This is a genomic window from Pseudomonas kribbensis, assembly GCF_003352185.1.
Lineage (GTDB): Bacteria > Pseudomonadota > Gammaproteobacteria > Pseudomonadales > Pseudomonadaceae > Aquipseudomonas > Aquipseudomonas kribbensis.
Window position 1 is genome coordinate 4114901 of record NZ_CP029608.1, and the last position, 26048, is coordinate 4140948.

Consider the following 26048-nt stretch of genomic DNA (forward strand, 5'->3'; position numbering starts at 1 on the left):
AATGGGGCGGATTCTAGCAGAGGGGATTGCCGAGCAAAAAAAACCGCCCTTTCGGGCGGTCAAAGTGCTTCGACCACGATCAGAAGCTTTGGCTGAAGCTGATGGTCATCGCGCTGTCGTTGTTGTCGCTGGACACCTGGCCCGAATAGCCGATGCCGAGCTTGCCGGTCGGGCTGATCTGGAAGTCCACGCCGGCTTCGAGCAGTGCGCTGTCCTTGGCGATCGGCACGCCCTGGGTGCTGAACGACGCACCGCCGTCGATGAAGGTCAGGTCGGCATCCGGCTTGGTATCGCCGTAGGCATGCCGCCAGCCGATGGCTGCGCGCGGGGTCAGTTGACTGCCGTTGGCCAGGGTCACCAACTTGCCGATGCGCACACCGAGGGTCGAGTAGGTGATGTCCTGATCGGCATCGCCCTTCAGGCGCCCCACTCCGCCTTTTTCCTTGGCGGTGTCGCTGTCGTAGTTGACGTAGGCCAGGCCGGCGAACGGTTCGATGGCCACGCCGGCCGCATTGATGGCGTAACCCACTTCACCGAACACCTGGGCACTGCGGGCATCGTAGTCAGCCTTCAGACGGTCGTTGTAGGCACCGACGCTGACGTCGCGTTTGGTTTCGATGCTGTGCCAGCTGTAAGCCGCGCCGAGGCGCACGGCCAGTGCATCGAACTGCGAACTCAGGTACGCCGCCAGGTGGTAGCTGTCGACCTTGGCATCGGAGTTGCGATCGTGGGCGTTGAGGTTGCCACGGGTGTAACCCGCGGCCATCCCGGCGCGCCATTGATCGTCGAGCTGCTTGTCGGTGCCGAGCATGAAACCGCCGAGGCTGCGATCGACTTTCGCCGTGTTGCTGTCGCCGCCCATGTCGCCCCAGGCACCGATGGCACGGGCCCAGCCGACCATTTCACCGTGACAGCCGCTGCTGCTCAACTGGGTGTCACTCGGTGCCAGCGTGCGACGTGGATCGTCCGACGCGCTGCAAGTCGGTTGACGCATGCGGTCGTTGACCGCTTCACGCACGAAACGTGAATCCTCAAGGACCGCGCTCGCGGTGCTGGCATGGATTTCCCCCGACAGACTGTCGAAGGCGTGACGCGCACCGGCCACGCTGAGGTTGACGATTTCGTTCTGCAAAGCAGCGCCCGCCGGACCGTTGCGCATCAATGCCGAAGCGGTGTTGCGCTGGTTGCGGGTGGCGGCCACGTCGGCGAACGAATTGCCGTTGCGGCTGACCACCAGGTTCACCGCGTCAGGGCTGTACACCAGCGCCGTGTCGAGGAACGCGTATTGCGGCAGATCGGCGGCGCTGAACGTGCCATTCACGCCACCGCCGGCGGTGATCAGTGAGTACACGGTGTTGCCGGTAAACGGCGCCAGGCTGTTCACTTGCAGGCCACCGCCCAGGGTTGCCGTGCCGCCGACAGCCAGAGGCGTAGCGGTTGGCGAGCTGACGGTCAGGGCCAGCACACCGTCCGGGGCGTTGGTCAGGTTGCCCGCCACACTCAAGGTGCCGTCACCGCCACCGGAGGCCACCACACCGTGGTTGACCACCGAACCGACGCTGCCGTTACCGCTCAGGGCTGCGCCGTTGGCCACGGTCACTTGTCCGCCCAGAGAGGCGCGCGCCGCACGGCTGCCGACTTGCAGCACACCTTGATCCACCGACACGGTGCCGCTGAATGGTTGGTCGCCGGTCAACAGCATGCGCGCCGCACCGCGTTTTGCCAGTGCGCCGACGCCACTCAGACGACCATTGAACTGGCCATCGGTGTTCTGCTGGAACACTACCGAAGCGTTATCGACGATATTGCCTTGCAGGCTGGTGGTGTTACCGACCAGCGTACCGCCGCTGACGGTGGTGCCACCGCTGTAAGTGTTGGCTGCGGTGAGGATCAGGGTGCCGGAGTCGAGTTTCTCGATCCCGCCAGTGCCAATCAATGGCACATCGATTTGCGTGGTAGCGCCGGCATTGACGCGGATCGGCGCCGGTGTGCCGCCAGGTCCGTTGACCGGGGTCAGCGTATCGCCGGCATCCGGTACCAGGCTGTAGCCGTTGACGAGGAATTGCAGCCCGGTGAAGTTCTGATTGCCCTGCACGGTGACCGTCCCGCCCTGCCCGCCGAACACCGCGAACTGGCCGTTGGAGCCCAGCGCCTGAGTACCGGTCGGGTCGGTCCAGTTGGTGCCCGGACCCCACACGCCACTGCCGCCTCCGATGCTGCCGTCCGGGTTGGTCTTGCCGCCGTTCCAGAACTGCACTTCGCCCGGCGTGTTCTGTACCAGCAGGTTGACCTGATTGGCCAGCGCGGTTTGCAGGGTCAGATTGGCCGCCGAAACCGGCAGGCTGCCGTAGACCAGACCGTTGTCGGTGAGCATGCCGCCGTAGCTGAACAGTTGATACACACCGGTGCCGAAGCCGCCGGCGTTAGTGATGTTCAGCGTACCGTCGAGGGTCAGGTTGCCGGCAACGTTGACCACGGTTGTGGAGCTGGCGGCCGAGCCGAGGGTGAAGTCCAGATTGGTCCCCGAAGACAACGCCAGGGATCCGACCGACAACGGCGTCGCGCTGCCGCCACCCAGCAGGGTCGCACCGCTGGCCAGTTGCACGGCGCCACCGAACTGGCCGCTGCCGCCGATTTTCGCGCCGCTGGCGACATCGACGCTGGCGCTGTTGAGCACGCCATTGACGTTCAGCGTACCGGCCTGAACCGAGGTGTTGCCGGTGAAGGTGTTGTTGCCGGTCAACAGCAAGGCGCCGGTACCGGTTTTGTTCAGGATGCCGGCGCCGGTCAGATTGCCGGTGTAGCTGCCGTCGCTGTTTTGCTCGAAGGTCAGCGTCGCGTTGTTGACGATGGCGCCTTGCAGACTGCTGGTGTCGCCACGGGTGCTGCCGCCGTTCAGCGTGGTGCCGCCGCTGTAGGTGTTGGCGCCACTGAGCAACAGATCGCCATTGCCGTTTTTCACCAGGCTGCCGCTGCCGGTGACCGCACCGATCAGCGTGGTGTTCTGGTTGCCGGCCAGGGTCAATTGCGCACCCAGATTGATGGCGTTGGCCAGTTGCAGCGCCGAGGTGCTGTCGAGGGTGCCATTGCCCGACACAGTCAGAGCACCGCTGCTGATCGCGCTGTTGTTGCCCAGAACCAGCGTACCGCCGGCGAGCTGGGTACCGCCGCTGTAGGTGTTGCTGCCATTGAGCGTCAGGCTCGATGGGCCGGTCTTGATCAGGCTGCCGCTGCCGCTGACCACGCCGCCGAGGGTCAAGGCGTTGGATCCGGCGACGGTGAGTCCGCCATTGAGCACCACATCATTGGCCAGGCTGACGGCCGTGTTGCTGTCCAGCGCCGTGCCGTTGGCGGCGGTCAATATGCCAGTGCCGAGGGCCGCATTGTTGCCGACCACAATCTTGCCGCCATTGAGCGCGGTGCCGCCGGTGTAGCCGTTGGCGGCGTTGAGCACCAGGGTGCCGGTGTCGTATTTGCCCAGTGTGCCGGCGCCGTTGAGCGCAACGCCCACGGTGGCGGTGACGTTCGGATCGACCCGCACGGTGGCATTGCCCAGCGAACCGTTGACCAGATTCAGCGAACCCGCCGTGCCGTTCTGCAGGTTGTAGCCGTCGGTGACGAACTGCATGCCGGTGATGGTTTGCGCGCCGTTGACGGTCACGGTGCCTGCCGCGCCCTGGAACACTGCGAAGCTGTTAGTCCAGGCCTGATTGGTGGTGCCGTTCACATCGGTCCAGTTGGTGGTGCCGGTGCCCCAGGTGCCGCTGCCGCCATCCACCGAACCGTTGGCGACGAGTTGGTTGCCGTCCCAGAACTGCACGGTGACGCCCGGGGCGGTGACCAGCAGGTTGATCTGGTTGGCCAGTGCGGTTTGCAGGGTCAGGTCGCCCGGGGTGACGCTGCCGGGAATGGTGCCGATCAGCATGCCGTTGTCGGTCAGGCCGCCGGTGTAGTTGATCAACCGGTAAACGCCGCTGCCGAAACCGCCGATGTCGCTGACGTTGAGGGTGCCGTCGAGGGTCAGATTACCGCCGACGTTGACCAGCGCATTGCCGCCACCGGACACCGGTGCGCCGAGGCCGACGTCGAAGTTGGAGTTGGCGTTGAACACCAGCGAATTCACCGACAGGGTGCTGCCGGTGGCGCCGGCCAGATGACCGCCATCCGCCACGGTCACCGCCCCGCCGAGCGAGCCGCCGCCGGTCAGGGTGCCGCCGCTGTTGACCAGTACGCTGGCGCTGTCCAGCGAGCCACTGACGTTCAAGGTGCCGGCGTTGACCGTGGTGTTGCCGGTCAGGCTGTTGAGGCCGGTCAGGGTCAGCGTACCGGTGCCGAGTTTGCTCAGCTCGCCGGTGCCGGTGAGTACGCCGTCGAAAATGCTGCTGGCGTTGTTGCCGCCGATGCTCAGGGTGTTGCCGCCGCCGATCAGTGCGGTACCGCTGCCGGTCAGGCTGGCGAGGCTGCCCGAACCGCCGAGGTTCAGCGTCGCCGCAGCGCCGAGATTGACCCCGGCGTTGCTGCCCAGTGCCGAGTTGCCCAGCGTGGTCAGGCTGCCGGACTGCACGTCGAAGGTGCCGCTGAAGGTGTTGTTGCCGGTCAGCGTCAGGTCGGCCAGACCGTTCTTGGTCAGGGTGCCGGCCCCGGCGATCACGCCACCGAGGGTCAGGTTGTTGTTGCCGGCCACGCTGAGGTTGGCATTGACGTTGAGGTTGTTGGCCAGTACCAGCGGCGCCGTGGTGTCGAGGGTCGATGCGCCCGCCACGGTCACCGTGCCGGAACCCAGGCCCGCCGAGGTGCCGAGGGTCACGGTGCCGGCGTTCAGCGTGGTGCCGCCGCTGTAGGTGTTGATGCCATTGAGGGTCAGGTTCGAGGCGCCGTTCTTGATCAATCCACCGGTGCCGCTGACTACGCCGCTGATGGCTACGTCGCTGTTGCCGGTGTTGGTCAGGTTGGCGTTGAGCACCACGTTGTTGCCCAGCGACACCGAGGTGTTGCTGTCCAGCGCCGAGGCACCGGCCACGGTCAGGTTGCCCAGACCGAGGGCGCCGTTGCTGCCGGCGGTCAGGGTGCCGGCATTGAGGGTGACGCCACCGAGGAAGTTGTTGGCTCCGGACAGGATCAGGTTGGCCGCACCATTCTTGGTCAGGCTGCCGGCGCCGTTGATGGCGCCGCTGAGGGTCAGATCGTTGCTGCCGACGATAGCGAGGTTGCCCGCCAGGTTGATCGCGTTGGCCGCGCTGAAGGCGCCGCTGGCATCCAGGGTGGTGCCGTTGGCCGCGTTCAGGGTGGCCGAGCCCAGCGCGCTGTTCGACGCCAGAATCAGACCGCCCGCGTTCAGTGCCACCGGCCCGAGGAAGGCGTTGTTGCCGCCAAGGGTCAGGCTGGCCGAACCGTTCTTGATCAAACCGCCGGTGCCGGAAATCACACCGTTGAGGGTCAGGGCATTGCTGCCGAGCACGGTGAGGTTACCGTTCAACGTGGTCGCGTTGGCCAGGGTCACGGCGGTGTTGCTGTCCAGTTGCGTGCCGGCATTGGCGATCAACGCGCCAGTGCCCAGCGCAGTGTTGCTGCCAACCACCAGGGTGCCGCCGTCCAGTTGCGTGCCGCCGGTGTAGCTGTTGGCGCCGTTGAGCACCAGGGTGCCGGCGTCGAGTTTGTTAAGAATGCCGCTGCCGTCGATGTTCACACCGACCGTGGCAGTCACGCCCGGATCGACCCGCATCGCCGTGGTGCCACCGCTGCCGTTGACCGCGGTCAGCAGACCCGACGTACCGTTGACCACGTTGTAGCCATTGGTGAGGAATTGCATCCCGGTGAACAGTTGCGTGCCGTTGACCGACACCGTGCCCGCCGTGCCCTGGAACACCGCGAAGTCGCCGGCCCAGGTCTGGTTCAGCGTGCCGTTGGAATTGGTCCAGTTGGTGCCGCCGGCATCCCAGGTGCCAGTGCCGCCATCCACCGTGCCGTTCGGGATTGTCTGGCTGCCGTCCCAGAAACGCAGGTTGGTGTTCGGCGCCGACACCACCAGGTTGACCTGGTTACCGAGGGTCTGCACGAGGATGTCGCCGAGGCCGTAACCCACCGGCACGCCGGCCACGGTCAGGCCGTTGTCGGTCAGTGCACCGATGAAGTTGAACAGCCGATAGACACCGACACCGAAACCGCCGGCATCGGTGACGTTGAGATTACCGTCGAGGGTCAGGTTGCCGCCGATGTTCATCAGCGACGAAGTCGATGGCGTGGCGAGGCTTGCGTCGACGTTGCTGTTGGCGGTGAGGATCAGCGACGAGGTGGAAAAGGTATTGCCCGAGGACAAAGCCAGATGACCACCGCTGTTGACGGTGATGACGCCAAGCGCCGAACCGGTACCCGTGAGGGTCGCACCGTTGTTGACGTTGAGCTGGGTGCTGGCCAGCGATCCGGTGAGATTCAGCGTGCCGGCGTTGACATTGGTATTGCCGGTAATGCCGCTGCTGCCGGTGAGGTTCAGCGTCCCGGTACCGACCTTGGTCAGCGCACCGCTGCCGCCGAGGTCGCCGTCGAAGGTGCTGGTGCTGTTCACGCCGCCCACGGTCAGGGTGTTGCCGCCGGCGATCTGCACACTGCCGCTGCCGCTCAAGCCGTTGAGGCTGGCGCTGCTGTTGAGATTGAGATTGGCACCGGCACTAATGTTGGCGCCGGAGGTGTTGCCCAGCGCCCCGCTGCTCACGGTAGTGACGCTGCCGGAGGCGATGTTCAGCGCACCGGTGAAGGTGTTGTTGCCGCTGAGCGTCAGGTCGCCGAAGCCGTCCTTGGTCAGGCTGCCGGCGCCATCGATCACGCCGCTGAGGTTCAGGGTGTTGCTGCCGGCCAGGGTCAAACCGGCGTTGAGGGTGATGTTGTTGCCAATGCTCATGCCGGCGCTGGTATCCAGCGTCGAAGCGCCACCGACGGTCAGGCCGCCACTGCCCAACGCAGCGGCCGAGCCCAGTGTCAGCGTACCGGCGTTGAGGGTGCTGCCGCCGCTGTAGGTGTTGGTGCCGTTGACGGTCAGGTTGGCCGCGCCGTTCTTGATCAACTGGCCGGCGCCGCTGATCACACCGCCGAGGGTCAGGTCCTGGGTGCCGCCGACGCTCAGAGCCGCATTGAGCACGACCGCGTTGGCCAGGCTGACCAGCGGCGAACTGCTGTCGAGGGTTGCTGCGCCGCCGACAGTCAAGGCGCCGGTGCCGAGGGCCGAGCTGTTGCCGGCGGTCACTGTACCGGCGTTCAGCGTGGTGCCGCCGACGTAAGTGTTGGTGCCATTGAGGTTCAGATTGGCCGCGCCGTTTTTCACCAGACTGCCGGCTCCGGCGACAGTGCCGGTGAGGGTCAGGTCTGCGCTGCCACCCACATTCATCGCACCGGCCAGGTTGACCTGATTGCCCAGCGTGACGGCGGTGTTGGTGTCCAGCGTGGTGCCCGCCGCGGCGTTCAATGCGCCGCTGCCGAGCGCGGTATTGCTGCCGACAATCAGCTTGCCGACGTTGAGTGCGGTGTTGCCGAAGTAGGTGTTGGCGCCGTTGAGAATCAGGTCGGCGGGGCCGCTTTTGGTCAGGCCGCCGACACCGGAGACCACGCCCGCGAGGGTCAGCGCGTTGCTGCCGCCGATGGTCACGTTGCCGCCTAGGTTGACGTTGTTGGCCAGGCTGGTCGCGGTGCTGGCGTCCAGCGTGGTGTTGTTGCCGGCATTGAGCACGCCGGTACCGAGTGCGGTATTGGAGCCGACGATCAGTGTCCCGGCGTTCAGCGACGTAGAACCGGTGTAGGTGTTGTTACCGGTCAGGGTCAGCGTTGAAGAACCGGTCTTGATCAGGTTGCTGCCGCCGCTGATCACGCCGCCGAGGGTCAGCGGGTTGGCGCCGCCGGCAGTCAGGTTGGCGTTCAGCGCAATCGCGTTGTTCAGCGTCACGTTGGCGCTGCTGTTGAGCGTTGCGCTCCCCCCCACGGTCAGCGTGCCGGTACCGAGTGCCGCGCCGTTGCCGACGGTCAGGCTGCCGGCGTTGAGCGTGGTGCCACCGGTGAAGGTGTTGGCGCCGTTGACGGTCAGGTTGGCGGTGCCGTTCTTGATCAACTGACTGGCACCGCTGAGCACGCCACCCAGGATCAAGCCGTTGCTGCCAGCGATGGACAGGTTGCCGTTGAGGGCGACGTTGTTGTTCAGGATGACCGAGGTGTTGCTGTCGAGGGTCGCGGCATTGGCAACGGTCAGGTCGCCGCTGCCCAATGCGGCGGCGTTGCCGACGGTCAGGGTGCCGGCGTTCAGGGTGGTGCCGCCGCTGAAGGTGTTGGCGCCGTTGAGAACCAGGTTGGCCGCGCCGTTCTTGGTCAGCCCGCCGCTGCCACTGACCACGCCGCCGAGGGTCAGGTTGGCGTTGCCGGCGATGTTCAGGTTGCCGCCGAGGGCGACGGCGTTACTCAGGGCCACGGCGGTGCTGGCATCGAGGGTGGTGCCTGCCGCCGTGGTCAGTGCGCCGGTCCCGAGCGCGGTGTTGGAGCCGACGATCAGCGTCCCGTTGTTCAGCGTGGTACCGCCGGAGAAGGTGTTGTTGCCGCTGAGGGTCAGGTTCGCGGTGCCGCCCTTGATCAGGCTGCCGGCGCCGCTGATGACGCCGCTCAGGCCAAGCGCCTGAGTGCCACCGATGGTCAGCCCGCCCGCCAGCGCCACTGCGTTGGCCAGGGTCACCGCCGTGGTCGCATCCAGCGTGGTGCCGGCCGCAGCGTTCAATGCGCCGGTGCCGAGGGCTGTGTTGCTGCCGACGAACAAGGTGCCGCCGTTGAGCGCGGTGGTGCCGCTGTTGGTGTTGTTGCCGGTCAGGGTCAGGCTGGCGCTGCCGCTCTTGGTGATCGCGCCGGTGCCGGAGACGATGCCGGCCAAAGTCAGGGCGTTGCTGCCGAGCACGTTCAACGCACCGGTGATGCCGACGTTGTTGGCCAGGGTCACGTTGCCGGTGCTGTCGAGGCTGGTGCCGTTGCTGGTGTTGAGGACCCCGGTGCCCAGGGCGTTGTTGTTGCCGACGCGCAAGGTGCCGGCGCTGAGGCTGGTGATCCCGGTGTAGGTGTTGATGCCGTTGAGGGTCAGGCTGCCGCTGCCGGTTTTGGTCAGGTTGGCGGCGCCGCTGATCACCCCGCCCAGGGTCAGCGCACCAGTGCCGGTCGCGGTCAGGGTGCTGTTGAGCGTGATCGCGTTGGCCAGCGAAATCGGCGCCGTCGCCGAGATGCTCGAAGAGCCGCCGACGGTGATACCGCCGGTACTGAACGCCTGGTTGTTGCCCACCAGCACCACACCGCCGTTGAGTACGGTGTTGCCGGTGTAAGTGTTGATGCCGTTGAGGTTGAGCTGACCGCTGCCGATCTTGGTCAGGCCACCGGTGCCGGAAATCACACCGTTCAGGGTCGTACCGTTGATGCCCTGCAAGGTCAGGCCGCCGGCACCGAGGTTGATCTGGTTGGCCAGCGTCAAACCAGCGTTGCTGGCCTGAAGGATGCCGCCGTTGGACGTCAGCACACCGCTGCCGAACGCGCCGTTGTCGTTGAACTGTGCGACACCGCCATTGAGGGTGGTCGCACCGCTGACCAACGGACCCTGCAAGGTCCAGGTGCCGCTGTTGAGGGTCAGGTTGTTGAAGTTGACATAGACCGCGCTGGACGCCGTGCCGGTCCCGGTAGTGCCGCCGCCGAGGCCGATCGGGTTTTGCAGGATCAGCGTGTTGGTCCCCGCCGCGCCGCCATCGATCGTGCCGGTCGGGGCGAAGGTCAGGTTGACGCCGATCAGGCCTCCAAGGCCGACGGAGACTTGCACGCCGTCACCGACGTTAACGCTCGAACCGGTGATCGCGTAGAAGGTGTTGGTGCTGCCCGCCCCCATCGACAAACCGCCGGTGATGTTACCGGCGTTGGTGAAGGTGTTGCCCGCCACTGACGTTTCGAACGCCATCCGGCCGTTGATCGTGCCGCTGGCGCTGTTGGTCATGTTGACCTGCGAACCGCCATACACCCCGACCACCGGGGTATCGGCCAGGGTAATGCCGCCGACCGACAGCCCGGTCGAGGTAATCGTGCCGTCGTTGGTGATGGTCGTGGTGCCCGACACCGAGTTGTTCACGGCAATCCCCAGACCGTCGATGCTGGTCAGGTTGAGGCCGAGCAGCATGCCGGTGCCGCGAATGATCCCGGTGGTGTTGTTGGCGATGCTCACCGTGCTGGTCGCGCCGGTGCCGATGAACGCGCCGCCACTGAGAATCGAAACCAGGCCGAGCAACGCCGGGTCGAGGGTGCCGGAGTTGTTCAGGTTGATGTTGGCCCCGGTCAGGTTGATCACCTTGCCGCCCAGCGTCGCGTTCATCTGCGCGCCGTTGGTGACGTTGACCGTCACGCCGCTGCTGGCGCTGCTGTAGTCATTGAGAAACAGCGGCAGGGTCGGAACACCCGAACAGGTGATCGTCGAGCCCGCGGCCGAGCAGGTGGCGAACGCCTGCTCGCTGACCCCGCCGAACAGAAGTCCGGCGACGCTCAGGTGCACTGCAAGGGAAAGTGGGGAAAAGCGCGAAACGAGGGCGACACCAAACCTTGCTTCCACGGGTTACTCCTTTCGTGGCCAATTTCATCCTTGAAGGCGTGCGACAGCGGCAAGATTCAACACGCGTATCAAGCGTATGACGGTCATCAGATAAACCGTCTATTCCAGACACACGCTAGTTGATGCCCTGCGATGGGGCATTGATTAAATAGTGTTAATACTTTTGTGCGATAAGGCGCTGCGGTGATACTTCCAGCCGTTCTGAACAGAGTTTTGAGGTGCTTGATACGGGCCAGGCCCGCACCTGACCGAGGTGCCAGATAAACCACCGAATTGATCGATTTTTCAGGGCATTGCGAAAATTGGTACGGCTTGTGCAAACGTTTGCGAGTCGCTGTTGACCGCATTTTCGTAACAAAACCGTACAGCCCCGAAAAACCGGGCCCTGATCCGCAAAAAGGACTTTGAATGCACGTTTCTTCCTGCCGCCACCGTCGTGGTGCGCGACCGTTTGCTGTTTCCCTGCTACTGGCCGGCGTTACCGGAGTTCTCAGCCACACCGCGCTGGCGCAACCTGCCCTGCCCGAGGAGTCCGCCCAGGGCGAAGCCCTCAGCCCCGAAGCCAGCCCGCCGAAAAAAGGCGCGTACCTGTCGGACTGGTACAACCAGGACCTGATGCTGATCGGCAGCAAGGACATCAGCTTCGGCCCGCAACCGGCCGACGATATCTACCTGGAATACGAATACTTCGGGCGTAAAGGGCCGTTCGAGCTGTACGGCTACATCGACATTCCGAAGATCTTCAACATCGGCAACAGCCACGACAAAGGCGTGTGGGATCACGGCTCGCCGGTGTTCATGGAGCACGAACCGCGCATCTCCATCGACTACCTCGCCGGCCGCAGCCTGGCCATCGGGCCGTTCAAGGAATGGTACGTGGCGTTCGACTGGATCTACGACCACGGCAGCCGCAAGGAAAACCGCGCCAACACGCTGTACAGCGGTCTGGGGACCGACATCGACACCCACTCGCGGGTCAACCTGTCGGCCAACCTGTACGGGCGCTACCAGTGGGAAAACTATGGCGCCAGCAATGAATATTCGTGGGACGGCTACCGTGCGCAGCTCAAGTACATCGTGCCGATCGACAAATTCAGCAACGGTGCCTCGCTGACCTACATTGGTTTCACCAACTTCGACTTCGGCTCGGACCTGCACAAGGACAACCCGGCGCGCACCGCCAATGCCACGGTAGCGACCAACGTGTTGCTGTACTCGTTCACCCACCTGCGCTTCACCCTGGTCGGTCGTTACTTCCACAACGGCGGCAACTGGGAGGACGGCAGCGAGCTGAACTTCGGCGACGGCAACTTCCGCGCACGTTCCAACGGCTGGGGTTACTACGCCGGCATCGGTTATCAGTTCTGAATCCAGGAGCCATCATGAAAGCAATGACGCGTGTATCACTGGCCGTTGCGGCCCTGCTCTACTCCACCGCCTGGGCGGCCGAGGCACCGATTCAACCGAAAGTGGTGCTGATCACCATGTTCGCCCCGGAAGCGCAAAACTGGATCGAGCGCCTCGAACTCAAGCAGGAGATCCGCGTGCCGGGCCTGTCGGCCGAGTACCCGACCGTCCGCTGCAACACGCAGCAGGTGTGCCTGATGACCACCGGCATGGGCCAGACCAACGCCGCCGCCTCGACCCTGGCACTGGCGCTGTCGCCGAAATTCGACCTGCGCAAAAGCTACTTCCTGATCGCCGGGATTGCCGGCATCAGCCCGAAACACGGGACCATCGGCACTGCTGCTTGGGCGCACTACCTGGTGGAGTTCGGCACCCAGTGGGAACTGGATTCACGCGATGCGCCGTCGAGCTGGCCGACCGGTTACCTCGGCATCAACACCAAAGGTCCGAACGAAAAACCGCCGCTGGACTACAAGACTGAGGTCTTCGAACTCAACCCGAAACTGCAGGAAAAAGCCTTCGCCCTAAGCCACAAGGTCGAACTGAGCGAGAGCAAGGAATCGTCGGCGTGGCGCCTGAAATACCCGGCAGCACCGGCCAATCAGCCACCGGTGGTCACCCGCTGCGACACGCTGGCGGGCAACACCTGGTTCTCCGGCACGCGCCTGAGCGAACGCGCCGAGGTCTGGACCAAACTGCTGACCGACAACAAAGGTGAATACTGCACCACCCAACAGGAAGACAACTCCACCTACGAGGCTTTGTTGCGCGCCAGCCGCGAGGGCCTGGTGGACGTGCAGCGCCTGGCCGTGGTGCGCGCCGGCTCCGACTTCGACCGCCCGGCGCCGGGCGGCAGCGAAGTGGACAACCTGCTCAAGTACGCCGATCAGGGCGGATTCGTGCCAGCCCTGGAAAACCTCTACCGCACGGGTAATCCGCTGGTGCAGGACATCCTCAAGCACTGGTCAGCGTGGGAGCACGGCGTGCCGGACGCATAAGGATCAAGGCATCAGGATGACCTTGTCACCGCTGCCCTGATTCACATCGGCATAGCGCGCCAGTCCTTCGGCCAACGGTGCTTCGACCAGTCCTTGCGGCAGTGGCAGCAAGTCTTCGTCGAAGAACCGGCCGAACTGCTCGAGCATCGCCGCACAGGCTTCAACGCCGTACAGCAACGAGTTGATGCCGACCACGGAGCCACCCTTGCGATACAGGGCCAGCGCCGGCAGTTGCACATGGCCGTCCACCGGTGCGGCGACGATCGCAATGCGCCCGAACGGTGCCAGCGCCGGCACCGAGGCCGGCAGCCAGAACCCGGTGGTGTCGAAGATTACGTCGGCACCGCCGCGGTATACCGCGTTGACCTGAGCGCCGAGCTCTTCAGGCTTGTCCAGCTGGATCGTCTGATAACCCTGCGCCTGCAAATCCTTGACCTGCTCCGGCCGCCGCGCCGCCCCCAACAACTGCGCGCCACGCACCTTGGCCAGCGCCAGTGCCGCCGTTGCCACCGCCCCGCCGCCGATCACCAGCAAACGGGTTTCGGCATTCACCAGACTGCGCTCCAGCGCATCCCACGCCGTGGTGTAAGGCACGCCGAGGCTGGCGGCCTGGGTGAAACTCAGGTGCGAAGGTTTGTGCGCCACGCCATTGGCCGGCAGTTTGACGAATTGCGCATGGGAGCCATCGGCAAAAAAGCCCAGTTCGCGCCCGGTGCCCCAGACTTCCTGACCGATCAACGCCGGCGGCCCTTCGACCACCACCCCGGCAAAGTCCCGACCGGGAATGCGCGGCAGCGTGGTGTACGGGAAACGCCCGAGCACGTTCTTCACGTCGCTGGGATTGAGGCCCGCCGCCTTGATCTGCACCAGCACCTCATCGGCCCCCGGCACCGGCGTCGGCACCTCGACGAAGCGCAGGGAAGACAGGTCGCCGGTTTTATCGAATTGCAGTGCTTTCATGAGTTCATCCACCGAATGAAAAAAGGAAATTCAGGACAACCAGCCGCTGACCAGTTGCCGGCCCAGCGGCCACAACTGCTCGCCCGCCAGCATGCCCAACAGGCCGACCAGCGCGATGGCCGGTGGCGCCGGGGAACGGAAATCCAGCGCGCCATACAACAGGCCGACGCCCAGACCGATGCCCAGGGAAATCAGGTAGTTCATGGGATCACTCCGCCACATAAAGGGAATGGGCAAAGTCTAGGGAAGGCTGTGCGAAAGCACCGGCCAAGGACTTCTGAATTTCGGCCAAATCAGCCTGGAAGCTGCCCGCCACTGAATTGCGAAGGCGCCACGCCCAGCTCACGACGGAACATATCGCTGAAACTGCTTGGCGAATAACCCAGTTCCCGGGCAATCGCGCTGACCGGCACGCCCTGGATCAACTCGGCCACTGCCGTCGCCAGTTGCACCTGCCGCCGCCACTCGGCGAAGCCCATGCCCAGACCTTCCTTGAACAACCGCGCCAACGTTCGCACGCTGGCCCCAGCGTTTTCGGCATGTTGCTCGAAAGGAATCTCCAGCGACGGCGCGGCCATCACCGCCTGACACAGACTCATCAGCCGCCGGTCGGCATCGTCCGGCAACGGGATCTTCAACTGTGAACGCCTTGCGCGTTTCAGCTCCAGCAGCGCCAGCCCGACCAGCGCCTCGTAATATTCGGCATCACCGCTGTCGCCCTGCTCCACCAGCCCGACGATCAGCTCGCGCAGCAAACCACCGACCTCGATCACCTGCACCGTCTGATCCAGCGTCGCTGCCAGCGCCGGGCGCAGGTAGATATTGCGCATCTGCAAATCCGACACCACCCGAATCCCGTGGGGCACCCCTGGCGGCAACCACACCGCCCGCTGCGGCGGAACCACCAGCGCCTCGTGCGGGGTCTCGACCCACATCACCCCGCTCATCGCATACAACAACTGCCCCCAGACATGCTCGTGCGGCTCGATGAACAAACCACGCGGATAAGTGCGCGCCAGCGGCTGCACCGGCACATCGGTATCACTCAGATCGGGGGGCGCGGCGAGGGCCATGGCGAACATTCATCAGAGTTGGCGAAGGCGTCATGGTAACCAGTGCGCCCGGTCAATCGCCATTGATAGATACCGTCGGACAATCCGAGTGAATTTTCCCGGTGCGCAGCGATCCTTCTATTACCACAGGGAGGAAGAACGGCTTTATGAACAACGCAAAACTGTACGTCATCGATTACACCCTTCACGGCACGCCAAAGTCGTTCATTATCCGCTCGGACAAAATGGACAACACCGAGGCGTGGCACTGGGCAAGCTGCGACGCCGGGGTGGGTCGCATCCCGCGCTTCGGCCGGGAAAAAGTGCAAAAGACCAGCAAGCCGATGGCAGAAAAATTCGGCGTGGAAAATGTCACGTGGCGACCGGCGAGCTAAGCTTGCGCGCAGACGGGGACTCTTTCGGGGGAACACACATGACAACCATCAGCAGCCCGGCGCATCTGGACTACAGTCTGGACACTGCCTCCGGCCGAGTCACCCGAAGCATCGACTGCCCGGTTGGCCTGGAGCCCGTCGAAAACGATCCCTACTGCTTCGCCCTGCGCGTCCCGGCCCCGCAGCCGGAAGACCTCGAACAGGCCGTTACCGTCGACGTCCGGGTCGAAGGCCGACGCCTGCAAGGCACCGTCCGCCACACCGAACGCCTGGACGACGACAGCCTGAAACTGCAAGTGGAGCCTGACTAGGCTCCACTTTTTCATGCAGCCCGTTATTTCGGATGCGCGCAATGGCAACCCTTGCCAGAGCACTCTTCACCGCCCTTGTGATGATGAGCGCAGGCCTCACAGCAATAGTGCTTGCCGTGCGCCACGTAGGAATGCTCGCCTTCCTTGATCTTGCAGCTACATCCCGGGCAATCGCATTTTCTATCGGCCATGGAACAGACTCCTTTGGTGGTGGTTGTCTGAGGCTGAAGGAACAAGCCGTGCTACCAGTGTAGAAGGTGAAAAGCACCAGACAACCCAACAACCAAACCACCCACTCCCCCACCACTCACCACTCACCACTCACCACGATGAGCGTTAGCTCGAGTACCGCTTTTGATCGCGAGGCCCGTCGGCAGGCTGAGTGGAGGGATTGATCCGGGGGTGGGAGCGCAGCGACCGTGCGGCGCAGCCGCATGCATCGAGAGGAGGTGCAGCGAAGCAAACCGTAGGCGATGCCCCCGGATCGATCCCGGAGCGAAGGAACCCGAGCCACAGCGAGGGCCGTACGTCAGGGCCTAAGACCTTTGGTTACTTTGGGGCGTTTGCCAAAGTGACCCGCCGTAAGGGCGGAACCCTAAGAAGCCGTTACCGCAGCAACGGATATGTACTCAACCCACCTGCCGAACACTGCTGCGATACATGAATACCAACGCCAACCCCAAACACCCCATCGCCAAAACCCGGCTCGAAGACAGCTCAATAGCCGGATTCCCCAACCACCCAAAATTATCGATCAGCATCCCCATTCCAAGCTGCCCGACAATCACCGCCACCGTGGCCACGGCCGTACCAACGCGCGGCACCGCCCCGACCATGACCATCATGTAAACCACGCCAAACAAAGCACCGCTGAGCTGCCACTTCGGCACGTCCAGCAGGCTGACGGCATGAGCAGACTCGAAAAACAGGATCAGCAGCCCCGTACTCACCGCGCCAACCACGAAAGTCAGGAGGCTACTGCGCAACACCCCAACAGTCTCCCCCAACCGCCCATTGATCGCCGCCTGCACACTCAACACCGCACCGGCCAACACCACCACCGCCAGCAAAATCACCAGACTCATCTCATCAACCCCGCGCAATCAAAATCAATGCCGCCACAATCAACCCCAACGCCAGCCAGCGCTCACCGTTGACCTTCTTGCGCGTAGCGCCAAACCAGCCGAAATGGTCAATCAGCACACTCTTGCCCACCTGCCCCGACAGAATCGCAATCATCGTCATCGCAATCCCGATATGTGGTGTCGCCAGCGTCAACACCACCACATACATCGGCCCCAGAAACCCGCCGATCAACTGCCAGCGCGGCAGATCCGTCAGCGCCGGCCCCTTCTGCGGGCCCGCAAACAGCAACAGCAAAAACAAAATCGCCGAGCCCACCCCGAAGATGCTCAAGGTCGCCCACAGATGCCCGACCTGCTCACCCAGCGGCCCCAGCAACCCGGCCTCCACCGACAACCCCATGCCGGCCAGAATCACCAGCGGCAACAGCAACAAGCGCAAACCCGGCCGCGCGACCGGCGCCGGCGCGGCACTTACTTCATCAAACGACTGCATCTGAAAAATCTCTGAAGGAAACGATGGCGCGGATTATCGGCTGGCGCAGCTATGCGATAAATGGGAGCATCCTGACAACACTTTTGCGCAACTCGCACAGCAGGAATGACGATGCACGGGCTCAACGAACTGGGATTCAAGGCGCTAAGGCTGTTTGTGGCGGTGCTCGACCACGGCAGTTTTTCCGAAGTCGCCCGCCGCGAAGGCGTGGCGCCCTCCTCGATTTCCCGACAGATTCAGTTGATGGAACAGGCGCTGAACCAGCAACTGCTTTACCGCCACACCCGCGCAGTCACGCCGACCGAAGCCGGGCGCATGCTCGGTCACCACGCGCGGCTGGTGCTGGTGCAACTGGAGGAAGCCGAACAAGCGTTGCAGGAACAGCAAAGCGAGCCCACCGGGCTGGTGCGGATCAATGCTCCAGTGGTATTCGGCCAGCGCCATCTGACGCCATGGCTGGGCCGCTTGTGTGAGCGCTATCCAAAGCTGCAACTGGATATCCAGCAGACCGATCACTACATCGACCCGCTGCAGGAAGGCGCCGACCTGCTGTTCCGCATCGGCCCGCTGCACGATTCGAGCATGCAGGCACGGATCCTCGCGCCGCACCGCTTTCAGGTCGCGGCCAGCCCGGCGTATCTCAAGCGTTTCGGCACGCCGCAACATCCTGAAGACCTGGCCCGCCATCAATGTCTGACCTACAAGGGTGCGACCGGTCAGCAGCGCTGGTTTTTCCGGCAGGATCAGGGTGAATGGACGCCGTATTCGGTCAAAGGCCCGATCACCGGCAACCATGCGGACACGTTGACCCAGGCTGCCGAGCAAGGGCTGGGGCTGGTGATGTTTCCGTCATGGCTGATCGGCGAGGCCGTGCGCGAGGGCACGCTGGTGCCGGTGCTGGGGGATTATCAGGTGTCGAACAGTGTGGAGCCGCAGCAGATTGCGGTGCTGTGGCCGGGGAGCCGGCGGTTGTCGGTGAAGGTGCGGACGGTGATTGATTTCTTTGTTGAGTGTTTTGGGGAGGTGCCGTATTGGGACAGACCCTGACGGTCTGTCCCGACAACGCCATCAGATCCGGAATTGCCCGACCAGTTTGCCCAGCCGCTGCCCCAGATCCGCCAGGCTGCGCGAAGTCTGCGCCCCCAACTGTGTCTCATCCGCCACGTTATCCACCGCCACCGCAATCTGATGCACGCTGCGGTTGATCTCTTCCGCCACAGCCGTCTGCTCCTCGGCAGCACTGGCGATCTGGGCGTTCATCGAGTTGATGGTTGCAATCAAATCCGCCATGGCATCCAGCGATGCCCCCGCCTGATTGGCCTGAGCCGACGTGCCGTCACCCGCCTCGCTGGACCGGCGCATCGCTTCAACCGCCGACTGCGTACCGGCCTGCAAACGATCAATCATGCCCTGGATTTCCTGCGTGCTGATCTGCGTGCGCGAAGCCAGCGCCCGCACCTCATCCGCCACCACCGCAAACCCGCGCCCGGCCTCACCGGCCCGGGCCGCTTCGATCGCGGCGTTCAGTGCCAACAAGTTAGTCTGCTCGGCAATCGAGCGGATCACTCCGAGCACGCCGACAATCGACGACACGTCCTGCTGCAGGCTGTCGAGGGACACGCCGCTGCTGCGGATGTCGTCCACCAACGCATGAATCTGTTTGATGCTGCCGGCCACCACGCGCTTGGCGGTCTGGCCTTCTTCGTCGGTCTGCTGCGCGGCGACGGCGGCGTTCTGTGCGCTCTTGGCGACTTCTTGCGCGGCGGCGGACATTTCGTTGATCGCCGTCGCCACCTGATCAGTCTCGTGACGCTGACGCTCCATGGCCTGATCGGAGCGCTGGGCCTGATCCGAGACTTGCGTCACCAGCCCGGTCAGTTGTGTGGTCATCTCGGTGATCTGCCGCACCAGGCTGTGGATCTTGTCGACGAAGCGGTTGAACGAGCCGGCCAGTTCGCCGAGTTCGTCCTGACTGGTGATGGTCAGACGCCGGGTCAGGTCGCCCTCGCCAGCGGCGATGTCGTCGAGGTTGGCTTTCATCAGGTTCAGCGGCCGCAGAATGGTATTGGCCAGCACCAGCCCCGCTACCGCAATCACCAGCAGCACGACCACCGCCACGCCGACGATGCTCAGCACCACGCCTTCCATGCGCTCCTGAACCTGGGCCTGGACCAGCGCCACTTGCGCCTCGATGCCGTCGAGGTTGACCGACGTACCGACCGCCATGTCCCACTTCGCCAGGTATTCGGTGTAGCCGAGTTTCGGCACCAATACTTGCGCATTGCCCGGCAGCGGCGAGCTGTATTGCAAGTAGTGAGTACCGTCCTTCGCCACTTTCACCAGGTCGCGATTGACGTAGACGCCGTTCGGGTCGCGATTGTCCTTGAAGCTTTTGCCCACGCCTTCGGGATCGGTAGACTTGAACAGGCGCACGGTCTCGGAATCGTAGCCGAAGAAGTAGCCATCCTTGCCGTACTTGATGCCCGACAGCAGCTTGATCACCTGCGCCCGTGCGTCGGTGTCGCCGGGGGCGGCAGCGTCGTAAAGCGGTTTGATGGTGGTCATGGCCACCGCGACGTAACTGGCCAGAGTGGCCTTGGCGTCGCCGAGCAGGCGTTCGCGGGTCTGTTCGACTTCCTTGTGCGCCTGTTCCTGGAGGATGAACAGCGTGGTCAGGCTGATCACCAGCGCAAAGAGCAAGACCGGAAGGACGGCAAGGGACAGGACTTTAGCCTTGAGACTCAGGCGCATGGGGGCTCACTCTTTTGGTTTTATTGGCGTGGTTAAAGGCGTTAACGGCACGCAAGACCAAAAGTTGAGCTGAGTCCTGACGCTATTCCCTGTGGGAGCCAGCCTGCTGGCGATAGCGGTGTATCAGTCGCCAAATGTGTTGACTGATCCGGCGTTATCGCCAGCAGGCTGGCTCCCACAGGAGAAATGGGGGTGTTACAAGACCATCGCGGCCATCCAGCCGGCCGCCAGCAACGGCAGGTTGTAGTGCAGGAAGGTCGGCACCACGGTGTCCCAGATGTGGTGGTGCTGGCCGTCGATGTTCAGGCCGGAGGTCGGGCCGAGGGTCGAGTCCGAGGCTGGCGAGCCGGTGTCGCCCAGGGCCCCGGCTGTGCCGACGATGCAGACGATCGCCATCGGACTGAAGCCCAGCTGCACGCACAGCGGCACGAAAATCGCCGCGAGGATCGGCACCGTGGAGAAGGACGAACCGATGCCGATGGTCACCATCAGCCCCACCAGCAACATCAGCAGCGCGCCAATGGCCTTGCTGTGATCGATCTGCGCCGCCGCGCTTTCGACCAGCGTGCGCACTTCACCGGTGGCCTTCAATACTTCGGCAAAACCCGAAGCGGCGATCATGATGAAGCCGATCATCGCCATCATTTTCATACCTTCGGTGAACAGGCCGTCAGTCTCGCGCCACTTGACGATGCCCGACGCCGAGAAAATCAGGAAACCGGCCAGCGCCCCGATAATCATCGAGTCCAGCAGCAGTTGGATAATGAAGGCTGCAGCAATAGCCAGACCGGCAATGCCAATGGTCATCGGGTTGTAGGCGACGCTGACTTGTTCAACCTGTTCGATCTTCTCCAGATCGTAGACACGCTTCTTGCGGTAACTGAAGAACACCGCCATCAACAAGCCAAACACCATGCCCGCCGCCGGGATGGCCATCGCATGCATGACGTTGACCTGGCTGATGTCCACGCCAGCCTTGCTGACGTTGGCCAGCAGGATCTGGTTGAGGAAGATGTTGCCGAAACCCACCGGAAACACCATGTACGGCGTGATCAGGCCAAACGTCATGACGCAGGCGATCAACCGGCGATCCAGTTGCAGCTTGGTCAATACATATAGAAGCGGCGGCACCAGCAATGGAATGAACGCAATGTGGATCGGCAGGATGTTCTGCGAAGCAATCGCCACCACCCACAGCAGACCGATCAGCAGCCATTTGACGCTGCCGCCACCGGATGCGTGCTGACGATCGACCATCGCCAGGGCCTTGTCGGCCAGCGCATGGGCCAGGCCGGACTTGGCAATCGCCACGGCGAAAGCGCCGAGCAACGCGTAGGACAACGCCACCGTCGCCCCGCCGCCCAGGCCACTGTTGAAGGCCTTGAGCGTGGCGTCGATGCCCAGGCCGCCGGTCAGGCCACCGACCAGCGCACCGACGATCAACGCGATCACCACATGCACCCGGGACAGGCTGAGGATCAGCATGACGCCGACCGCAGCAATCACTGCATTCATTTCACTACCTCAAAAACACGACGGTAAAGCCATTCACCGCCAGACAGGATGAGTCCGGCCGGCAAGCCACGAAGGTCGCCAGCGGATTTGCATAGAGGGTCTTATTAGAAGGGCGCGCACTGTGCCGCAGAGCGCGCGCAGTGTCAAAGCGACCGGTCGCGTCACTGTGTAACTTTCCATGATCAAACCGGCGACAACGGCATATCCGCCACAAAGTGCGTCAATTCGCCATATTGCGTTTGCGCCATAAAGAAAGTCGAAACGCGGCCGTTACAGTGCAAAGTCTCAGATATTTATCGAATAAGGACGTCTCCATGTCGCTCAGACAACTTTCCATCCAATGGAAAATCACCCTGCTCGCCGGCCTCTGCCTGGCCGGTATCGTGACCCTGTTGGTGGGTCTTTCGCTGTATCGCATGGAGCACAGTTCCGAACTGGTCAAAGCCTCCAGCATGGAGATGCTCACCGAATCGGCCCAGGCGCGCATCGAATCCCAGGGCGAAGTTCAGGCGGCGGGCATTCGCCAGCAGTTCATGGACGCCTATCAATATGGCCACGGTTTTTCGCGCCAGGTGCTGTTCCTGCGCGAACAGGCCGAGAAGCGCTTTCTCGATGCCTTCGACCTGCGCGAAGACATGACCCGTCAGGTGAAATCGGCGTTGCAGGCCAACCCGGAACTACTCGGCCTGTCGCTGGTGTTCGAAGCCAATGCACTGGACGGCAAGGACGAGCTGTTCGCCGGGCAAAGTGAATTGGGCAGCAACGACAAGGGCCGCTTCGCCCTGTACTGGTCGCAGCCGACCCCGGGCAAAGTGACCTCGATGGCGCTGCCGGAAAGCGACATGGCCGACACCAGCACCGGCCCCAGCGGCCAGGCCGCCAACGCCTGGTTCACCTGCCCGCGCACCACGCTCAAGCCGTGCGTGATCGAGCCCTATTTCTATGTGATCGACGGGCAAAAGGTGCTGATGACCAGCATCGTCTTCCCGCTGATGGTCAACGGCAAAGTCATCGCCTCGCTGTCGGTGGACATCAACCTCAACAGCCTGCAAGCAATCAGCCAAGGAGCCAGCAAAAAGCTCTATGACGGTCAGACCGCCGTGAGCATCATCAGCCCCGCCGGCCTGCTCGCCGGTTACAGCCCGGACGCCAACAAACTCAGCCAGCGCCTCGATGCCGTGGACACCACCAGCGGTGCCGAACTGCTGCGCTTGCTGGCTTCGAGCAAAACCGTCAGCAGCCTGCACAGCAATGCGCAGTTGAAAGTGCTGTCGCCGTTCCAGCCGATTCCTGGTGGTCCGTCGTGGGGCGTGCTGCTCGATGTGCCGGAAAAAGTGCTGGTGAGTCGCGCCGAAGCGCTCAAGCAGCAACTGGATGCCAGCAACACCTCGGGCACCCTGATCGAACTGAGCCTCGGCGTGCTTGCAGCACTGCTCGGCCTGCTGCTGGTGTGGCTGATGGCACGCAGCGTGACCAAGCCGATTCTCGGCGTGGCGCACATGCTGGAAGACATCGCCAGCGGCGAAGGCGACCTGACCCGTCGTCTGGCCTATGACAAGAAAGACGAACTCGGCCAACTGGCCGGCTGGTTCAACCGCTTCCTCGACAAGCTGCAACCGATCATCGCCGAGGTAAAACGTTCGGTGCAGGACGCGCGCAACACCGCCGACCAGTCCTCGGCCATCGCCACCCAGACCAGCGCCGGTATGGAGCAGCAATACCGTCAGGTCGATCAGGTCGCTACCGCGTCCCACGAAATGAGCGCCACCGCCCAGGATGTGGCCCGCAGCGCCGCGCAAGCCGCCGAAGCGGCCAAGGATGCCGACCGCGCCACGCGTCAGGGCCTGACCGTGATCGACCGAACCACCGCCAGCATCGACACCCTGGCCGCCGACATGAGTGCGGCGATGGTCCAGGTCGAAGGCCTGGCCGCCAACAGCGAGAAGATCGGCACGGTGCTGGAGACCATCCGCGCTATCGCCGAGCAGACCAACCTGCTGGCCCTCAACGCCGCCATTGAAGCCGCCCGCGCCGGTGAAGCCGGACGTGGCTTTGCGGTGGTCGCCGACGAAGTACGCAACCTCGCCCGCCGCACCCAGGAGTCGGTGGAAGAAACCCGCCAGGTGATAGAACAACTGCAAAGCGGCACGCAGGATGTGGTCGGTTCGATGGGCAACAGCCATCGTCAGGCTCAGGGCAGTGTCGAACAGGTCGGCCAGGCCGTAACCGCGTTGCGCCAGATCGGCGATGCGGTGACGGTGATCAGCGACATGAACCTGCAGATCGCCAGCGCCGCTGAGGAGCAGAGCGCGGTGGCCGAAGAGATCAATAACAACGTGGCGACGATTCGTGATGTAACGGAGTCGCTGTCGGGGCAGGCGAATGAATCGGCGCGGGTGAGTCAGTCGCTCAATAGCCTGGCGAATCAGCAGCAGAGTTTGATGGATCAGTTCCGGGTTTGACGCTCAAACCCGCTCACCACAGATTCCTGTGGGGGCGGGTTCACCGCCGGGGCAACTGAATCTCCACCTGCAACCCGCCCCACTCACTTTCGCCAAGCACCAAAACCCCGCCCCACGTCTCGACAATATCCCGCACGATCCCCAGCCCCAAGCCATGCCCATGGGTCTGCTCATCCAGCCGCGCCCCCCGGCTGAACACCTGATCGCGCTGCGCCTCGGGAATCCCCGGCCCATCGTCTTCCACGCTCAGCACAAAACCTTCAGCCATCTCGACCACGCTCAGCCGAACCTCGGCATCCGCCCATTTGCAGGCGTTGTCCAGCAGGTTGCCGAGCAGCTCCAGCAAGTCTTCACGATCCCACGGCAATTGCAGTCCCGATGGCGCAACGTAACTCAACACCAGATGCTCACCGTGGATCATGTTCAACGTCGCCAGCAACCCCGGCAGCTCCGCATCGCAATCGAACAGCGCGCCCGGCAGCGCATCGCCGGACAGCCGCGCACGGTTGAGCTCGCGGTTCAGCCGTTGCTGAACCTGTTCCAGTTGTTCCTTGAGGATCTTGCGCAGCTCGGGATGGGCATCGAGTTTTTCGTTCGAGGCCAGGCTCAACAGCACCGCCAGCGGGGTTTTCAGCGCATGCCCCAGATTGCCCAGGGCATTGCGCGAACGCTTGAGGCTGTCTTCAGTGTGCGCCAGCAAGTGGTTGATCTGCGCCACCAGCGGTTCCAGTTCTGCCGGCACTTGCTCATCGAGTTGTGAACGCTGGCCTTGCTGTAACTGGGCGATCTGTTCGCGAGCCTTTTCCAGTGGTCGCAAGGCGCGGTGCACGGTCAGCCGCTGCAGAATCAGGATCAGCAGCAACCCGGCCAGTCCAAGGCCCAGCCCGATCTGGCGCATGCGCTGGAAGCTCTCGCGCACCGGGGTGTAATCCTGAGCCACGCTGATGGAGATCGACAGGCCGAGCCGTCGATAGTCGGAGCGCAGCACCAACAGTTGCTGCCCGTCCGGCCCCAGTTGCAGGTTGCTGTGCAGACCGGGCTCCGGCAGCAGCGGCAGGTCCTGATCCCACAGCGAGCGTGAACGCCAGTGACTGTCGGCAAAGTCGATGCGGAAATAATGGCCGGAAAACGGCCGCTGATAAGCCGGCGACAGGTGTCGCTCATCCAGTTGCAAGCCTTGCGGGCCACGCACAAGCGCCACCAGCAGGCTCTCGCTGTCGTTGCGCAGGCCGGCTTCGAGGTAACGTTGCAAACCGACTTCGAATAGCCACAAACTGGTTTGCGCCAGCACCACGCCGACAACCACCATCACGCTGATCAGGCCGAGACTCAAGCGGCGCTGGATCGATCTCACGAAGCCTGTCCGCCGAACAGATAACCCTGGCCGCGACGGGTTTCGATCACGCTTTTGCCAAGCTTGCGCCGCAGGTGGTTGACGTGGACTTCCAGCACATTGGAATCGCGCTCGGTCTCACCGTCGTAGAGGTGTTCGGCGAGGTGGCTTTTGGAAAGGATCTGCTCCGGGTGCAGCATGAAGTAACGCAGCAGGCGGAACTCGGCAGCCGTCAGTTGAATGTCGGCGCCGTCCCGCACCACGCACTGGCGGCCCTCATCCAGATGCAGCCCTGCGGCCTTGAGCGTCGGCTGGTTGGCCTGCCCCTTTGAGCGGCGCAGCAGCGACTGGATGCGCAGATGCAGTTCTTCCGGGTGAAAGGGTTTGGTCAGGTAATCGTCGGCGCCGGCCTTCAGGCCTTCAATGCGTTCAGCCCAGGAATCCCGAGCGGTGAGGATCAGCACCGGCGTCGCCAGCCCGCCGGCGCGCCATTGCGCCAGCACTTCAAGGCCCGGCACGCCCGGCAGGCCCAGGTCGAGCACGATCAGATCATAGGGTTCGCTGCGGCCCTGATAGACCGCGTCACGCCCGTCCGCCAGCCAGTCCACGGCATAACCCTGGCGTTGCAGGCCCGCGATCAGCTCATCGGCCAGGGGGACGTGGTCTTCCACCAGAAGCAAACGCATCGA

At 63.5% G+C, this 26048-nt stretch carries 17 protein-coding genes and 2 pseudogenes; 7 read left to right on the forward strand and 12 right to left on the reverse strand.

All coding sequences use genetic code 11. The features are described 5' to 3' along the window. Positions 1-79: 79 nt before the first annotated feature. Positions 80-10597 (reverse strand): autotransporter-associated beta strand repeat-containing protein, encoded by a 10518-nt coding sequence (locus DLD99_RS18770; RefSeq protein ID WP_114884205.1) that lies wholly within the window; start codon positions 10595-10597, stop codon positions 80-82. A gap of 408 nt (positions 10598-11005) precedes the next feature. Between DLD99_RS18770 and DLD99_RS18775 the strand changes: the two genes are divergently transcribed. Further along, positions 11006-11965 (forward strand): nucleoside-specific channel-forming protein Tsx, encoded by a 960-nt coding sequence (locus DLD99_RS18775; RefSeq protein WP_114884207.1) that lies wholly within the window; start codon positions 11006-11008, stop codon positions 11963-11965. A gap of 14 nt (positions 11966-11979) precedes the next feature. Next, on the forward strand, positions 11980-13002 hold the full coding sequence (locus DLD99_RS18780; protein WP_114884209.1) for a purine-nucleoside phosphorylase: 1023 nt from the start codon (positions 11980-11982) through the stop codon (positions 13000-13002). A gap of 3 nt (positions 13003-13005) precedes the next feature. On the opposite strand, the gene DLD99_RS18785 is transcribed toward DLD99_RS18780, so the two are convergent. From DLD99_RS18785 to DLD99_RS18795, 3 genes are all read right to left on the reverse strand, one after another. Next, positions 13006-13962, reverse strand: coding sequence for a quinone oxidoreductase family protein (locus DLD99_RS18785; protein ID WP_114884211.1), 957 nt, complete (start codon positions 13960-13962; stop codon positions 13006-13008). 30 nt (positions 13963-13992) lie between these two features. Continuing rightward, positions 13993-14166 carry a DUF1427 family protein gene (locus DLD99_RS18790; RefSeq protein WP_085712525.1) on the reverse strand — a complete coding sequence of 58 codons (174 nt, stop codon included), beginning with the start codon at positions 14164-14166 and terminating at the stop codon, positions 13993-13995. A gap of 89 nt (positions 14167-14255) precedes the next feature. After that, a complete protein-coding gene (locus tag DLD99_RS18795; RefSeq protein ID WP_114884213.1) occupies positions 14256-15044 on the reverse strand; it encodes an AraC family transcriptional regulator in 789 nt (262 codons plus the stop codon). A gap of 137 nt (positions 15045-15181) precedes the next feature. Here DLD99_RS18795 and DLD99_RS18800 point away from each other — a divergent pair, with 137 nt between their 5' ends. Together DLD99_RS18800 and DLD99_RS18805 are read left to right on the forward strand one after the other, a co-directional pair. Continuing rightward, positions 15182-15409, forward strand: a complete 228-nt coding sequence (locus DLD99_RS18800; RefSeq protein ID WP_064597962.1) for a DUF6555 family protein — start codon at positions 15182-15184, stop codon at positions 15407-15409. A gap of 38 nt (positions 15410-15447) precedes the next feature. Continuing rightward, complete coding sequence (locus DLD99_RS18805) at positions 15448-15720, forward strand: hypothetical protein (RefSeq protein ID WP_114884215.1); 273 nt, start codon at positions 15448-15450, stop codon at positions 15718-15720. A gap of 23 nt (positions 15721-15743) precedes the next feature. Here the strand turns inward: DLD99_RS18805 and DLD99_RS18810 are convergent, their stop codons facing one another. The 3 genes from DLD99_RS18810 to DLD99_RS18820 all read right to left on the reverse strand — a co-directional run bounded on the left by DLD99_RS18810 (position 15744) and on the right by DLD99_RS18820 (position 17298). Beyond that, positions 15744-15911: a metallothionein gene (locus tag DLD99_RS18810; RefSeq protein ID WP_085686659.1), complete on the reverse strand. Its 168-nt coding sequence runs from the start codon at positions 15909-15911 to the stop codon at positions 15744-15746. A 438-nt stretch (positions 15912-16349) separates the two neighbouring features. After that, on the reverse strand, positions 16350-16805 hold the full coding sequence (locus DLD99_RS18815; protein ID WP_114886746.1) for a DMT family transporter: 456 nt from the start codon (positions 16803-16805) through the stop codon (positions 16350-16352). A 4-nt stretch (positions 16806-16809) separates the two neighbouring features. Then, positions 16810-17298 (reverse strand): DMT family transporter, encoded by a 489-nt coding sequence (locus tag DLD99_RS18820; protein WP_114884216.1) that lies wholly within the window; start codon positions 17296-17298, stop codon positions 16810-16812. Positions 17299-17409: 111 nt separating this feature from the next. Between DLD99_RS18820 and DLD99_RS18825 the strand changes: the two genes are divergently transcribed. Continuing rightward, on the forward strand, positions 17410-18345 hold the full coding sequence (locus DLD99_RS18825; RefSeq protein WP_114884218.1) for a LysR family transcriptional regulator: 936 nt from the start codon (positions 17410-17412) through the stop codon (positions 18343-18345). Between the two features lie 21 nt (positions 18346-18366). Here DLD99_RS18825 and DLD99_RS29645 read toward each other — a convergent pair whose 3' ends face one another. The 3 genes and pseudogenes from DLD99_RS29645 to DLD99_RS18835 all read right to left on the reverse strand — a co-directional run bounded on the left by DLD99_RS29645 (position 18367) and on the right by DLD99_RS18835 (position 21564). Further along, positions 18367-19188: a methyl-accepting chemotaxis protein gene (locus DLD99_RS29645; RefSeq protein WP_371856523.1), complete on the reverse strand. Its 822-nt coding sequence runs from the start codon at positions 19186-19188 to the stop codon at positions 18367-18369. An 84-nt stretch (positions 19189-19272) separates the two neighbouring features. After that, a pseudogene (locus DLD99_RS29650) lies at positions 19273-20049 on the reverse strand (cache domain-containing protein); the annotation flags it as partial. Positions 20050-20244: 195 nt separating this feature from the next. Further along, positions 20245-21564, reverse strand: coding sequence for a Na+/H+ antiporter family protein (locus DLD99_RS18835; RefSeq protein ID WP_085712531.1), 1320 nt, complete (start codon positions 21562-21564; stop codon positions 20245-20247). Positions 21565-23021: 1457 nt separating this feature from the next. Here DLD99_RS18835 and DLD99_RS29655 point away from each other — a divergent pair. Both DLD99_RS29655 and DLD99_RS29660 read left to right on the forward strand, forming a co-directional pair. Then, positions 23022-23168, forward strand: a pseudogene (locus tag DLD99_RS29655) (HAMP domain-containing protein); the annotation flags it as partial. A gap of 102 nt (positions 23169-23270) precedes the next feature. Continuing rightward, complete coding sequence (locus tag DLD99_RS29660) at positions 23271-24026, forward strand: methyl-accepting chemotaxis protein (protein ID WP_371321017.1); 756 nt, start codon at positions 23271-23273, stop codon at positions 24024-24026. Between the two features lie 40 nt (positions 24027-24066). Here DLD99_RS29660 and DLD99_RS18845 read toward each other — a convergent pair whose 3' ends face one another. Both DLD99_RS18845 and DLD99_RS18850 read right to left on the reverse strand, forming a co-directional pair. Beyond that, entirely contained in the window at positions 24067-25380 is a 1314-nt protein-coding gene (locus tag DLD99_RS18845; protein ID WP_114884223.1) for an ATP-binding protein, read from the reverse strand. Beyond that, positions 25377-26045 carry a response regulator transcription factor gene (locus DLD99_RS18850; protein WP_114884224.1) on the reverse strand — a complete coding sequence of 223 codons (669 nt, stop codon included), beginning with the start codon at positions 26043-26045 and terminating at the stop codon, positions 25377-25379. Before DLD99_RS18850 ends, DLD99_RS18845 begins: the two co-directional genes overlap by 4 nt. Between the last annotated feature and the right edge of the window lie 3 nt (positions 26046-26048).